The sequence below is a fragment of the Pseudomonas sp. HAR-UPW-AIA-41 genome (assembly GCF_002304225.1).
In the GTDB taxonomy this organism is placed as follows: Bacteria; Pseudomonadota; Gammaproteobacteria; order Pseudomonadales; family Pseudomonadaceae; genus Aquipseudomonas.
In genome coordinates this window covers 80821-94070 of record NZ_NSLB01000007.1, presented here as the reverse complement: position 1 = coordinate 94070, position 13250 = coordinate 80821, and the positions used below count along the sequence as shown (strand labels likewise).

Here is a 13250-nt window from a genome sequence, read left to right as displayed (position 1 = left end):
GACTGCGTGAAGATCATCATTCTCGGCGCCGGCCAGGTCGGCGGAACCCTGGCCGAACACCTGGCCAGCGAAGCCAACGACATCACGGTGGTCGATACCGATACCGAGCGCCTGCGCAATCTCAGCGACCGCCTGGACATCCGCACCGTTGCCGGCCGTGGCTCCTTTCCCACCGTGCTGCGCCAGGCCGGCGCCGATGACGCCGATATGCTGGTGGCGGTGACCAACAGCGACGAAGTCAACATGATCGCCTGCCAGGTCGCCTACACCCTGTTCAGCACGCCAACCAAGATCGCCCGGGTACGCGAAGCGGCCTACCTGACCCGCAGCGGCCTGTTCGACAACGAAGCCATTCCGGTCGACGTACTGATCAGCCCGGAGCAGGTGGTGACCAACTACATCAAGCGCCTGATCGAATACCCCGGTGCCCTGCAGGTACTCGACTTCGCCGAGGGCAAGGCCCAGCTGGTGGGCGTGCGCGCCTATTACGGCGGCCCGCTGGTTGGCCACGAACTGCGTCAGCTGCGCCAGCACATGCCCAATGTCGATACCCGCGTGGCGGCCATCTACCGCCGCGGCCGGGCCATCCTGCCGCAAGGCGACACGGTGATCGAGGCCGACGACGAAGTGTTCTTCATCGCCGCCAAGGCCCATATCCGCGCGGTGATGAGCGAACTGCGGCGCATGGAAGATAGCTACAAGCGCATTGTCATCGCCGGTGGCGGCAACATCGGTGAGCGCCTGGCCGAGGCGATCGAAAGCCGTTATCAGGTAAAGATCATCGAGATGAGCCCGACGCGCTGCCGCTACCTCTCGGAAAGCCTGGAAAGCACCATCGTCCTGCAGGGCAGTGCCTCCGACCGCGACCTGCTGGTGGAAGAGAACATCAACGAGGCGGACATCTTCCTCTCGCTGACCAACGACGACGAAGCCAACATCATGTCGTCCCTGCTAGCGAAGCGTCTGGGCGCGCGCAAGGTGATGACCCTGATCAACAACCCGGCCTACGTCGACCTGGTGCAGGGCGGCGAGATCGACATCGCCATCAGCCCGCAGCTGGCCACCATCGGCACCCTGCTGGCCCACGTGCGCCGCGGCGACATTGTCAGCGTGCACTCGCTGCGCCGCGGTGCAGCCGAGGCCATCGAAGCCATTGCCCATGGCGATGCCAAGTCGAGCAAGGTTGTCGGTCGCATGATCGAAGACATCGCTCTGCCGCCCGGCACCACCATCGGCGCGATCATCCGTGACGAAGAAGTGCTGATCGCCCACGACGACACCCGCATCGAATCTGGCGACCATGTGATCCTGTTCCTGGTCGACAAGAAGTACATTCGTGATGTCGAGCGTCTGTTCCAGGTGGGCCTGGCGTTCTTCTGACAAACACGGCTATTCAGGAGCAAGCATGCGCGAAGGACTGGAAAAGATGCTGGCGCGCGGCGTGGACAACTCGCTGCTGCGCTTTGGCCTGGGCAAGGCCTGTCTCGACGAAGGCGAGGCCGAGCTGGCCATGCAGCACCTGCAGAAGTGCCTGAGTTTCGACCCGGCCTATTCGGCAGCCTGGAAACTGCTGGGGCAGGCCTGCCTCAAGCAGGGCCTGGAAGCCGAAGCGCGTCTGGCCTGGGAGAATGGCCTGGAAATCGCCCGCCAGCGTGGCGATAAGCAGACCGAAAAGGAAATGCTGGTGTTCCTGCGCCGACTGGATAGGCAGCTCCCCGCCTGATCAAGCTTCCTGAATAAAACGCAAACCTACGCCAAGAGTTTCGACGCGAATGACTGCCATGCGCAAAATGGGCGCCTCCATCGGCAGTCCCTGCACCTGCCCTCGGACCTGCTCCCCCACCTTGAGCAGAGAATGAGCCTGATCCAGCAAGATGTAGACCCCACAATCGGAGATATCCCGAGTGGTGACCAACATCTCGCCATGCAGCGGATGCTCCAACTTGAGCTTCACCTTTAGCGGGGTCCGCGGATTGCCTCGTTGATTTGTCATGCGCCTCCGGCTATGGCCTAGAACTGCTGGTTATTCCATTAAAGCAGGTTTTGTTAGTACCACTTCTTCTCGCCGTCTGGGCGTTTCTTGAAGCGTTTCATGCTCCACATGTACTGGCTGGGAGCCTGCCGCACCTGCTTCTCGATACCCTGATTGAGCGCCGCCACGGCCAGCTCGACATCATCACCATAGAGTGCTTCCGGCGCAGCCTCGATAATCACGCGGTAACCGCTGCCGTCGGCCAGACGCAGCGCATGCATGAACACCGCCACCGCCTTGTGCCCGTGAACCAGTGATGGCACGAATTTGCTGGTCAGCGTCGACACGCCGAAGAAGGGGACGAACACGCCACTGCTGCGGCTCGGCTCAGGGTCCGCGGCAATCCCTGCAATGCCGCCGTTGCGCACCCGCTTGACCAGGCTGAGGATGCCCTCACGGGTGGAGGGAGCCAGCTCGTTGCCCAGTTGCGTGCGCTGGCGCACCAGCAGCTCGTCCACCGCCTTGAGCTTCGGCGGGCGATAGAGAATGCTCGGCTGGCACAGGGAGCAGACGTACTGCAGGAGCATTTCCCAGTTGCCCAGGTGGCTGCTGATCAGCACCACGCCCTTGCCCGACTGCAGCGCCTGCTGCAGCACCTCCATACCCTCGACCTGACGAATCAGACCCAGCGACTTCTGCGCCGGCCAGATCCAGGCACAGGCGCTTTCGGTCAGGGTCTTGCCAATGTCCTTGAGCGTCTGCCCGACCAGCGCCTCGCGCTCCTGTGCCGACATATCCGGGAAGCATTTGCCCAGATTGACCCGCACCACCTGACGCGAACCGTTGGGCAGCTTCCACATCAACCAGCCAATCGCACTGCCCACGGCCTGCACGGCACGCCAGGGCAACAGGGCAAACAGACGGAGGAAGCCAACCACCAGGCGGCCTTTCAGATCATCCACAGCGGACTCCAGGCAAAACGGCAAAGGCGGCCATTGTAACCATCTGCCAGGCGCTGTCAGCGCCCGACCAGCAGTTCGGCATAACGGTCGCAATCGGTGGTGTGATCCATGACCATGCCGGCGGCCTGCATGTAGGCATAACAGATGGTCGGGCCGACAAAGGTGAAGCCGAGTTTCTTCAATGCCTTGCTCATGGCCTCGGCCTCCGGCGTGACAGCAGGAACCTCGCCGCGCCCGGCAAAATGGTTGATCTTCGGCACACCTCCGACAAACGACCAGAGCAGCGCCACCGGGTCCTCCAGCTTCAGCCAGGCCCGTGCGTTCTGGCGCGCGGCCTGCAGCTTGAGGCGGTTGCGGATGATGCCAGCGTCCTGCAGGCGCTCCTCGATCTCCGCGTCGCTCATCCGCGCCAGCCGCTCGGCATCGAAGCCCCACAGCACCTCGCGGTAACGCGCGCGCTTTTTCAGCACCGTGATCCATGACAGGCCGGCCTGAAAGCCTTCCAGCAACAGCAGTTCGAACAGGCGCTGCGGATCGTGCAGCGGCACTCCCCACTCCTCATCGTGGTAGGCAATGTACAGCGGGTCGTCGGTGCACCAGAAGCAGCGTGGCATAAGGCGTTCCATGCGGATTGCGCAGAATTGATCGGGTATACTGCCGCGTTTTACGACATCGTCTCGATACCGGTGAAATTCGTGAGCCAGACTACGCCTGACGTCAGCACCTTCCAAGGATTGATCCTCGCCCTGCAAAGCTACTGGGCCGAGCAGGGCTGCGTGATCCTGCAGCCCTACGACATGGAAATGGGTGCCGGCACCTTCCATACCGCCACCTTCCTGCGCGCCATCGGTCCTGAGACCTGGAACGCCGCCTACGTCCAGCCCTCACGCCGCCCGGCCGACGGCCGCTACGGCGAGAACCCTAACCGCCTGCAGCACTACTACCAATTCCAGGTAGTCCTGAAGCCGAACCCGGAAAACATCCAGGACCTGTACCTCGAATCGCTGCGCCGCATCGGCGTCGACACCCTGGTGCACGACATCCGCTTCGTCGAAGACAACTGGGAATCGCCGACCCTCGGCGCCTGGGGTCTGGGCTGGGAAGTCTGGCTAAACGGCATGGAAGTCACCCAGTTCACCTACTTCCAGCAGGTCGGTGGCGTCGAGTGCTACCCGGTCACCGGCGAGATCACCTACGGTCTGGAGCGTCTGGCCATGTACCTGCAGGGCGTCGACTCGGTGTATGACCTGGTCTACTCCGACGGCCCGTTCGGCAAGGTCACCTACGGCGACGTGTTCCATCAGAACGAAGTGGAGCAGTCCACCTTCAACTTCGAGCACGCCAACGTCGACAAGCTGTTCGACCTGTTCGACTTCTACGAGTCCGAGGCCAACCGCCTGATGGAGCTGCAGCTGCCGCTGCCGGCCTATGAAATGGTGATCAAGGCCTCGCACAGCTTCAACCTGCTGGATGCCCGCCGCGCCATCTCTGTCACCGCGCGTCAGCAGTACATCCTGCGCGTGCGCACCCTGGCGCGGAACATCGCCCAGAGCTACCTGCTGGCCCGCGCCAAACTCGGCTTCCCCATGGCCACCCCCGAACTGCGTGACGAAGTACTGGCCAAGCTGGAGATTGCAGAATGAGTGCACATGATTTCCTGGTTGAACTGGGCACCGAAGAGCTGCCACCCAAGGCTCTAAAGAGCCTCGGCGAAGCCTTTCTGGCTGGCGTCGAAATGGGTCTCAAGGCCGCCGGCCTGAGCTATCAGAGCGCCCGCTACTATGCTGCTCCTCGCCGCCTGGCCGTGCATGTCGACGAGCTGGCCAGCCAGCAGCCGGACCGCACCGTCAATCTCGACGGACCGCCCGTGCAGGCCGCCTTCGACAAGGACGGCAACCCGACCCAGGCGGCCCTCGGCTTTGCCAAGAAGTGCGGTGTCGAGCTGAGCCAGATCGACCAGAGTGGCCCCAAGCTGAAATTCAGCCAGTCGATCGCCGGGCAGAGCACCGTCAGTCTGCTGCCGGGCATCGTTGAAGCCGCACTGAATGATCTGCCTATCCCCAAGCGCATGCGCTGGGCTGCACGCAAGGAAGAGTTCGTTCGCCCGACCCAGTGGCTGGTAATGCTGTTCGGTCACCATGTGGTCGATTGCGAAATTCTCGCGCAGAAGGCCGGCCGTATGTCCCGTGGCCATCGTTTCCACGCCAACTACGACGTGGTGATCGAAAGCGCCGCCAGCTACTCCCATGACCTACGTGGCGCCTTCGTGGTTGCCGACTTTGCCAAGCGCCGCGAGCAGATCGCCGCCCGCGTCGAGGAACTGGCCAAGGCCGAGAACGGCACCGCCATCGTGCCGCCGGCGCTGCTGGATGAAGTGGCCGCACTGGTCGAATGGCCGGTGCCGCTGGTCTGTTCGTTCGAAGAACGTTTCCTCGAAGTGCCGCAGGAAGCCCTGATCACCACCATGCAGGACAACCAGAAGTACTTCTGCCTGCTGGACGGCAACGGCAAGCTGCTGCCGCGCTTCATCACCGTGGCCAACATCGAGTCGAAAGACCCGGCGCAGATCGTCGCCGGCAACGAGAAAGTGGTTCGTCCGCGCCTCACCGACGCCGAGTTCTTCTTCAAGCAGGACAAGCGCCAGCCGCTGGAAAAGCGCAACGAGCGCCTGGCCAATGTGGTGTTCCAGGCTCAGCTGGGCAGCGTGTTCAATAAGGCCGAAAGAGTCTCGAAGTTGGCCGGCTTTATTGCCGAGCGCATCGGTGGCGATGCCACCCGCGCGGCTCGTGCCGGTATCCTGTCCAAGTGCGACCTGGCCAGCGAGATGGTCGGTGAATTCCCGGAAATGCAGGGTATCGCCGGTTACTACTACGCCAAGCACGATGGCGAAGCCGACGACGTGGCGCAGGCCCTCAACGAGCAGTACATGCCGCGCGGGGCAGGGGCCGAACTGCCGAGCACGCTGACCGGCGCCGCCGTGGCCGTGGCCGACAAGCTGGACACCCTGGTCGGTATCTTCGGCATCGGTATGCTGCCGACCGGTTCCAAGGACCCCTACGCCCTGCGCCGTGCCGCGCTGGGCGTGCTGCGCATCCTGATCGAGAAGCAGCTTGATCTGGATCTGGTGGAAGCCGTGGCTTTCGCCATCGGCCTGTATGGAGACAAGGTCAAGGCCGAAGGGCTGGCCCAGCAGGTGCTGGACTTCATCTTCGACCGCCTGCGCGCCCGCTACGAAGACGAAGGTGTCGACGTGGCCGTGTACCAGGCCGTACGTGCACTGAGCCCGGCCGCGCCGCTGGACTTCGATCAGCGCGTGCAGGCCGTGCAGGCGTTTCGCCAGCTACCGGAGGCTGCTGCCCTGGCCGCCGCCAACAAGCGCGTGTCGAACATCCTGGCCAAGGCCGAGGGTGAGCTGCCAGCCACGCTGAACAGCAACCTGCTGGAAGCCGGTGCGGAGCAGGCTCTGGCACAGGCCGTAGCCGCTGCGGCCCAGGCCGTGGCGCCAATGGCCGCCGCGCGCTGCTACCGCGAGGCACTGGCCCAGCTGGCCAGCCTGCGTGAGCCGGTGGACGCCTTCTTCGAAGCGGTTCTGGTCAACGCCGATGATGCGGCCGTGCGGGCCAACCGCCTGGCGCTGCTGAACCAGCTGCGTGGCCTGTTCCTCGGCGTCGCCGATATCTCCCTGCTGGGCTGACGGGCACACCGGGCGGCTGCAGGCCGCCCGGTGGTTCGGGTAACTGCATGAAACTGCTGATCCTCGACCGCGACGGCGTCATCAATGAAGACTCCGACGCCTACATCAAGTCGCTCGACGAGTGGACTCCCATCCCCGGCTCGATCGACGCCATCGCCCGCCTGAGCAAGGCCGGCTGGACCGTGGCCGTAGCCACCAACCAGTCTGGGCTGGCGCGCGGCTATTACAACGAAGCCACCCTTGAATCGATGCACAGTCGCCTGCGCCAGCTGGTGGCGGAGCAGGGCGGTGAAGTCGGTCTGATCGTTCATTGCCCGCACGGGCCGGACGATGGCTGCACCTGCCGCAAACCGCTGCCCGGCATGCTGGAACAGATCGCCGCTCACTATGACGCCGACCTCACCGGACTGTGGTTTGTCGGTGACAGCCGAGGTGACCTTGACGCGGCCCTGGCCGTCCACTGTCAGCCGGTTCTGGTAAAGACCGGCAAAGGCCTGCGCACCCTGGCCAAAGGCTTGCCGGAGCGCACATTGATATTCGATGATCTGGCGGCAGTTGCCGCTCACTTGCTCGACTAAGGACGCACCATGACAGCATTGCAGGCGATACGAGTTTTTCTCTTCTACCTGCTGCTGTCATCCAGCTCGCTGATCTGGTGCACCCTCTGCGTCTTCATCGCGCCCTTCCTGCCGTTCCGCGCACGCTACCGCCTGGTCAACCAGGCCTGGTGCCACTGCGCCGTATGGCTGAGCAAGGTTATCGTCGGTATCCGCTACGAAGTCAGTGGCCTGGAGAACATCCCGGCGCAACCCTGCGTGATTCTGGCCAAGCACCAGAGCACCTGGGAAACCTTCTACCTGTCCGCCCTGTTCGAACCACTCTCGCAAGTGGTCAAGCGCGAGCTGCTCTACGTGCCGTTCTTCGGCTGGGCCATGGCCATGCTCAAACCCATTGCCATCGACCGCAGCAATCCCAAGGCAGCCCTCAAGCAGGTCGCACAACGTGGCCATGAGTGTCTGCAAAAGGGCGCCTGGGTGCTGATTTTCCCCGAAGGGACCCGCGTGCCTTCGGGGCAGATGGGCAAGTTCTCCCGCAGCGGCGCGGCACTGGCGGTGAACGCTGGTCTGCCCGTTTTGCCGATTGCCCACAATGCCGGTCGCTGCTGGCCCAAGCATGGCTGGGGTAAAACACCAGGAACCGTGCAGGTGGTCATCGGCCCGCTGATGCACGCCAGCGGAACAGGCCCACGCGCCATAGCCGAGCTCAACGACCGAGCCCAGCACTGGGTTGCCGAGCAGCAGCAGCGTATCGATGGCTATCAGCCAGAGACGTCACCCGAACGGGAAGAGGAACTGGCCGGCAGCGTCTGAAACTGCTTGTGGATAACCTGTGCAGGAAAAACCGGCAAAGTGCTATTACCTGAAACAAGGTACTGAAGTTAAAAGCTTTTCCATCAAGCGTCTGTAACAGCTGGAAAGTGCATAAGTCTTTTCAGGAATAAAAAAACCGGCCATTCAAGGCCGGTTTCTATTTGCAGCGCCAATCTGTCGACGGGCAACAAAACTGGCATTCAGAACTACAGGCAAACCCAATTAAATCAATGACTTACGAAAAATAATGGGCACCATTATTGGCATGATTGAGCCATATAAACTGGCATTTTCCGCCGAAATTACCGCAATAAATGGCATTTTCCGTAAGCCCCCGCAAAAAGGCACTACAAACGGGGAAAACCGCCTCCTGAGCGTGGCGGCTTGGATTGACATCCTGTCAATGAAGCTCAGATTAGAGAGGAAAGCCGGCTGATGGAAGCCCCATCCGTCGTGGGTTTTCGGACTCAAACTCCCTGCCTGGCGCACAACGGCCTGATCACGCCTAGCAACGCAGCGGACTGAGAAATGTGCCACGTGCGCACACCTTTTTCAGGCAACAAAAAACCCGCCGAAGCGGGTTCTTTCCTGACCATTCAACATCCTGTCGATGCGTCCTAGCAATGGTCAATCATCCATGATGCCGAGCAAGTCCGTTGCTCAGTGGGTGATCCTAGCTTAGTGACCACTAGGCTATACAAGAAGCGGTTAATAGCGCCAAGCCATGTAAGCCATTCGCTATAGCGGATACATGTTGTCTCAGCGAAAAGGTCAGGCCACTGAAGTAGCAGATCGCCTCTTGTACCTAATTTGAGGGTGATTGTTGACTCGCTTCATCTCGAAAAGATCAATGGCCGCAAAAAGGTCTACCAGCCGTGGATAACCATAGTTCCGGGCATCGAACGAAGCCTGATTACCGATCCGACTACCCACGGTTGCCAAAGAAGCCCAACCATCCTCACTCTCTGCATATGCGACCGCGTTGCGCAGCAGATTCATTAGCCTGGTATCCCCCTTGAGCTCCTTACCTGTTTTCCTCACCGGAGCAGGTACGAGCTCCGAGCTTTCAGCAGCCAAGCTCTTTTCCAAATACGTGATCAGAGCACCGACCTGCTCATCAGCAATATCTGGTTGATCAACATACAAAAACCGCGAGCACGCATTTACGAAAGGCTCAGGCGTTTTGCGTTCACCAAAGCCCACAACCTGCTTGCCTTCGGCCCGAAGCCGCATGACCAGTGGGGTGAAGTCACAGTCCGACGAAACCAAGCAGAAGACATCGACTGGTTTATTGAACAGTACATCCATGGCATCAACAGCCATGGCCATGTCCGTCGCATTCTTACCTTTAACCAGATCGAACTGCTGAATAGGCTGTATTGCATGCTCGTGCAGCACTTTGCCCCACGGATCCAGGCATGGGTTCTTCCAGTTGCCGTAGGCCCGGCGAATAGACACCGAGCCATAGGAAGCGAGTTCAGCGAGCACGTCACCTATCTTGCGGCTTGGCGCATTGTCAGCATCAATGAACATGGCAACATTCAAACTCTGTTGCTGGCCACTCATACGAAACTCCCTCTAGCAGTGGGCATCCAGTCCAACGCGCCCTCAGATCCAATATTGCTGAACAATTCTGCCGCCTGTTTCTTGGCCTTTTCCTCCTCAGCAGCACTTAATGGAGCAAGCCTTACGCCCTCATCGCCAGCGACATAGAGCGGGCCACCTTGATCATCGTCGTACTCTTGGTCTGCGTACATGCCACCATCATGGTATGCCCGCAGCGTACTCTTGCGCAGATCGGTACCCAGATGCTCGGCAAGGTAAACCCAGACCCAGCTCTGGAATAGGTTGTCCCGGTCGTCTTCATCGATCAAACCACGCATTGCATCGACGTCACCATGCAGAGCGGCCTGATGTTTCCAATGCCTTGCGGAGGCATGGTCATCGGCCTCTTGAGCCAGCCAGGCTAAAGAGCGCATCGCCTCGACATCGCCTAAACCTGCGGCCTCCTTGAACCAGTGCTCAGCTTCCTCATGGTCTCCCTGATGTACTGCAAGCTGCGCCTTATCAAAAGCAAGATCCAATCTGGCATCTGCCCATCCCAGACGTGCAGCCTCATTGAGATGAAGTGCTTCCCGCTCGGCATTAAGCAGCTGAGTCTTGTAGGCCATCGCCCATTCGAGCTGCACCCCATCAAGATCACGTCCCTGCTCCATCAGCGAGTACCAATAAGAGGAGCCCTCCTTTTCGCTGAGGCCGGCGCCTCTATATATATGTGCCAAAGCGTAGTGAGCCACCGCGCTTCCTCTCGAAGCCGCACCGCTCAGCCCGTCAATCAACAATGCGAGTTTTTCGTGGTCGAGTGACGGTGTCGAATTGCCTGCTGGCTCAGCCTCCGAGGCCTCATGCTCATCCTCGTCCTCATCAACCTCAAACCACTCTTCTGGATATGCCCAACTATCCTCTTGCAGAGCATCTATGACGGACTCAACAGAGATAACCCCCAGGCGCTGACCAGCAATCATGCTGAGTAAGGCCTCTCCAGCCGTGTCAGCAACCGACTGATAACCCAACTCGACTAATCGACGGTGAAGTGTTGCCAAAGAGGAAGCTACAGGCTCTTGCGGGCGCTGCATTACAGCCATGAGGTGCGTCGCATCCAACGAGGCACGGGTATTGAACCCAAAGCTCGCGGCAAATAGCTCATAGATATGCGAGTGGCGAAATGACTGCTGAGTAACAGAATCAAGCTGTTGCTTGGTGGCGTAGACGAGTTCTTTGATAGCCATGAAACCAATCCCCATCGCCTGACGTACGGAGCGAACGGCACACGTTTAAGCCCCGGACATCCAGGCTTGGAAGGGTTTCTCAGCTAGAGAGATATGAATCGAGGGAATACGAAGCCTTTTTTAACTCGTGTGCAAGTTGGGCGGGCGCCTGCATCAGATTCTAGCTAGCAATCTGTCGCAAAGTCGAGCGCTGCGTCAGCCGACTCGCTAGACACTATTTCACTGCTGGAGGAGCCGGCTTCCAGCAGTGAAAAACACTGGACAGGGGCATCCTGCCCCTGCGTGTCAAAGACGAACTCTTGCCCTCTGGCCACACTGTTGAGCAAACACTCATCACCAGCTACGCAACTGGATAGAATTGCTTGAATGGTGTGCATGACTGACTCGGCGTGTGATGGAGCCGCCCAGAAAGCGGCACCGCCCGACTCATATACCCACGGAAGATGCTTGGTCAGCAGTCAGTCCGCAGTCCTCCAGTAGTCGTTCAGACTCCAGACCTCGTGTTTCTTGACAACGAGAGGAGCTAGCTGCGCCAGCAGCTCCCTCGCGCGCAAAGCCATCTCTTGGTCGGAATAGATGTCAGCTTTCAACAGTGCCTCAACCGCCTGCATCCACTCGCCACTGGTCAGGATCGATTCGCCATATGGGGCTTCGTACCACTCGTCGACCACCCCCTCGATATCCGCAAACTCATGGATCAGGTAGTCAGCCTCATCGGCAAAATATTGCGCCGGTTGGGCCACAGACAGCAGGGCTTGCTGCGCTTCCGCTGACTCTCGGGCGATCTCAATTGCGGCGCGTAGCTCCATGTATTTCCAGTGTTTCAAACTGAGCAAAATGTTGCTCTGTCCATTTTCGCGAAAGCCCAACTGATGGGAGTCAAAACCCACCGATGAAGCCAAGAAGGCCTGGGCCTCCTGGGCCACGCGCAGGCAGCCAGCAAATTCACCTCGCACGAAACCGTGGTGGTACTCCCGGCAAAGCAGGTTGGACTTCAGAAAAACAAAATCCCCCCTCTGCTCTTGGGCTACCTGCTCTACCAAGCTATCGAACCGGCGAATCAACTCCTCCAAGCCCGCTCCCGCACAATGCGTGGTCAGCGTCTGAAACAGTGATGGCTGATGCAGGATGGCCGATAAATCCCCCCAACGTAGGTATCTGAGATCCTCGTGAAAACGCTGCCGCAGCACCTCGTAGCCGGACAGACCCAGCACATAATGAATGTGCAAAAGCTTAAGCTTGAGGAATCGCCTGCTCGGCTCCAACAGGCTTCTCTGGAAAAAGGCGAAGTCTTCATGCCTCCCGATCAGCTCCTCCCATTCCCGACAGATCCGTTCCGCCACCTGAATTTCAAGTTCCCTCAGCCCGTGGGCACGCTCTCCGCGCACCCTCCAACGAGCGGAGTACGGGCTCAGCTTCTCCTGCCAGACGAACTCCGGCGCCAGCCCATTAGCCTCATAGGCAAGCTGCCTATCCACATCTGACGGAAGACAGCCGCTGTCGGGCAGTAAGAGGGAATACAACCAGTCGATACACCAGTTGCGGATCTGCTCGTAATTCTCACGATACCGATAACGTCGGTAGGGGTTTTCGAGATCTCGTGGCCAGTAGAGCAATGCTGGAAACACGACAGCGCGATGGTCAGCCAGTGCTTTGGCACGACGGTCTTCTGCCATATCTCGCATTTCCGCGGCCCAATGCTCGTGGCCAGACAATGGCTCAGCTTCTTCTCTCTGGAATTTGTAGCGCGCCACCTCCTGATCAGCAGCGCGCTTATCATTGATGCAGCAAATCGCCAGAAGCATCCAAGCCTCCGAATGCTCCGCATCTACTTCAACGGCTTGTCGAGCCACCGCCACCGCCTGCTCGGCCAACCCTAATCGATAGAGCGCCCAGGCTTTCTCATTGAGCTGATCTGGACTGAGTAGAGAACTACGCCCTTGCTCCTCAACCCGCTCCAACAACTGAACGGCCCGCAGCGCATAGGGCGTTCCCTTGCCGACTGTACTCACCTGACTATCTGCCAACAGTCGGTCTTCCAAGACAAAGTCTTCAAGTGACGACTGCTCCCTGAGTACCTTTTCCAGTGAGCTAAGCCGGTCGACCCAATAGCTATAGGCATGCAATTTCTGCTCAAGACGCGCCCTAGCTCGCTCAATCTCCTGATGCAACTTCGCTGACGAAACCTGGCTTTCGGCCAGCTCACAAACCATATCCTGGCTGTTGAACACCGCATCCAATGCCAGAAGGTTCTTGATCAGGTTGTCGCACTCCGTAGAGCGCTTGAAAACATTCGACCCACTATCGGGGTCGAGTCGATGCTGCTTGAGAGGATCCCTGCCCGCGAGCTTGGCAAGCAGGCTGCGATCATCGTCATGCCCAAATAGGCGTATTAAAGTTTCTTTCACGCCATTCGATTCGGCTTTTCTTGCCATAACTCTCTCCTAGAAGACCGGGGATCAG

13 protein-coding genes are annotated in these 13250 nt (G+C 59.6%); 7 read left to right on the top strand and 6 right to left on the bottom strand.

The window, feature by feature from the left end:
• The first annotated feature begins 6 nt into the window (after nt 1-6).
• Together trkA and CK486_RS14110 are read left to right on the top strand one after the other, a co-directional pair.
• Nucleotides 7-1380 (top strand): Trk system potassium transporter TrkA, encoded by a 1374-nt coding sequence (gene trkA / locus CK486_RS14115; protein ID WP_095940946.1) that lies wholly within the window; start codon nt 7-9, stop codon nt 1378-1380.
• Between the two features lie 25 nt (nt 1381-1405).
• On the top strand, nt 1406-1723 hold the full coding sequence (locus CK486_RS14110) for a tetratricopeptide repeat protein (protein WP_095940945.1): 318 nt from the start codon (nt 1406-1408) through the stop codon (nt 1721-1723).
• On the opposite strand, the gene CK486_RS14105 is transcribed toward CK486_RS14110, so the two are convergent.
• The 3 genes from CK486_RS14105 to CK486_RS14095 are packed head-to-tail and all read right to left on the bottom strand — an operon-like array spanning nt 1724 to nt 3548.
• Nucleotides 1724-1993: a PilZ domain-containing protein gene (locus CK486_RS14105; protein ID WP_095940944.1), complete on the bottom strand. Its 270-nt coding sequence runs from the start codon at nt 1991-1993 to the stop codon at nt 1724-1726. It abuts the gene before it with no gap.
• 53 nt (nt 1994-2046) lie between these two features.
• Nucleotides 2047-2934, bottom strand: coding sequence for a lysophospholipid acyltransferase (locus tag CK486_RS14100; protein WP_095940943.1), 888 nt, complete (start codon nt 2932-2934; stop codon nt 2047-2049).
• Between the two features lie 56 nt (nt 2935-2990).
• On the bottom strand, nt 2991-3548 hold the full coding sequence (locus CK486_RS14095; RefSeq protein ID WP_095940942.1) for a DNA-3-methyladenine glycosylase I: 558 nt from the start codon (nt 3546-3548) through the stop codon (nt 2991-2993).
• A gap of 81 nt (nt 3549-3629) precedes the next feature.
• Between CK486_RS14095 and glyQ the strand changes: the two genes are divergently transcribed.
• From glyQ to CK486_RS14070, 5 genes are all read left to right on the top strand, one after another.
• Entirely contained in the window at nt 3630-4577 is a 948-nt protein-coding gene (gene glyQ / locus CK486_RS14090) for a glycine--tRNA ligase subunit alpha (RefSeq protein ID WP_095941014.1), read from the top strand.
• Nucleotides 4574-6628, top strand: a complete 2055-nt coding sequence (gene glyS, locus CK486_RS14085) for a glycine--tRNA ligase subunit beta (protein WP_095940941.1) — start codon at nt 4574-4576, stop codon at nt 6626-6628. Before glyQ ends, glyS begins: the two co-directional genes overlap by 4 nt.
• A gap of 47 nt (nt 6629-6675) precedes the next feature.
• Nucleotides 6676-7206 carry a D-glycero-beta-D-manno-heptose 1,7-bisphosphate 7-phosphatase gene (gene gmhB, locus CK486_RS14080; RefSeq protein ID WP_095940940.1) on the top strand — a complete coding sequence of 177 codons (531 nt, stop codon included), beginning with the start codon at nt 6676-6678 and terminating at the stop codon, nt 7204-7206.
• Nucleotides 7207-7215: 9 nt separating this feature from the next.
• Nucleotides 7216-7998 carry a 1-acyl-sn-glycerol-3-phosphate acyltransferase gene (locus CK486_RS14075; RefSeq protein WP_095940939.1) on the top strand — a complete coding sequence of 261 codons (783 nt, stop codon included), beginning with the start codon at nt 7216-7218 and terminating at the stop codon, nt 7996-7998.
• A 247-nt stretch (nt 7999-8245) separates the two neighbouring features.
• Nucleotides 8246-8434, top strand: a complete 189-nt coding sequence (locus CK486_RS14070) for a hypothetical protein (protein ID WP_095940938.1) — start codon at nt 8246-8248, stop codon at nt 8432-8434.
• Between the two features lie 335 nt (nt 8435-8769).
• On the opposite strand, the gene CK486_RS14065 is transcribed toward CK486_RS14070, so the two are convergent.
• From CK486_RS14065 to CK486_RS14055, 3 genes are all read right to left on the bottom strand, one after another.
• Nucleotides 8770-9564, bottom strand: coding sequence for an NYN domain-containing protein (locus tag CK486_RS14065; protein WP_095940937.1), 795 nt, complete (start codon nt 9562-9564; stop codon nt 8770-8772).
• A complete protein-coding gene (locus tag CK486_RS14060; protein WP_095941013.1) occupies nt 9561-10787 on the bottom strand; it encodes a sel1 repeat family protein in 1227 nt (408 codons plus the stop codon). The genes CK486_RS14065 and CK486_RS14060 overlap by 4 nt, the downstream gene beginning before the upstream one ends.
• Before the next feature lie 458 nt (nt 10788-11245).
• Nucleotides 11246-13222, bottom strand: a complete 1977-nt coding sequence (locus tag CK486_RS14055; protein WP_095940936.1) for a hypothetical protein — start codon at nt 13220-13222, stop codon at nt 11246-11248.
• Between the last annotated feature and the right edge of the window lie 28 nt (nt 13223-13250).

What these genes read in the sequence shown, in the direction of transcription:
- CK486_RS14110 (WP_095940945.1), top strand. Translation starts at nt 1,406, where the DNA reads ATGCGCGAAGGACTGGAAAAGATGCTGGCGCGCGGCGTGGACAACTCG.
- CK486_RS14105 (WP_095940944.1), bottom strand. Translation starts at nt 1,993, where the DNA reads ATGACAAATCAACGAGGCAATCCGCGGACCCCGCTAAAGGTGAAGCTC.
- CK486_RS14095 (WP_095940942.1), bottom strand. Translation starts at nt 3,548, where the DNA reads ATGCCACGCTGCTTCTGGTGCACCGACGACCCGCTGTACATTGCCTAC.
- glyS (WP_095940941.1), top strand. Translation starts at nt 4,574, where the DNA reads ATGAGTGCACATGATTTCCTGGTTGAACTGGGCACCGAAGAGCTGCCA.
- gmhB (WP_095940940.1), top strand. Translation starts at nt 6,676, where the DNA reads ATGAAACTGCTGATCCTCGACCGCGACGGCGTCATCAATGAAGACTCC.
- CK486_RS14075 (WP_095940939.1), top strand. Translation starts at nt 7,216, where the DNA reads ATGACAGCATTGCAGGCGATACGAGTTTTTCTCTTCTACCTGCTGCTG.
- CK486_RS14070 (WP_095940938.1), top strand. Translation starts at nt 8,246, where the DNA reads ATGGGCACCATTATTGGCATGATTGAGCCATATAAACTGGCATTTTCC.
- CK486_RS14065 (WP_095940937.1), bottom strand. Translation starts at nt 9,564, where the DNA reads ATGAGTGGCCAGCAACAGAGTTTGAATGTTGCCATGTTCATTGATGCT.
- CK486_RS14060 (WP_095941013.1), bottom strand. Translation starts at nt 10,787, where the DNA reads ATGGCTATCAAAGAACTCGTCTACGCCACCAAGCAACAGCTTGATTCT.
- CK486_RS14055 (WP_095940936.1), bottom strand. Translation starts at nt 13,222, where the DNA reads ATGGCAAGAAAAGCCGAATCGAATGGCGTGAAAGAAACTTTAATACGC.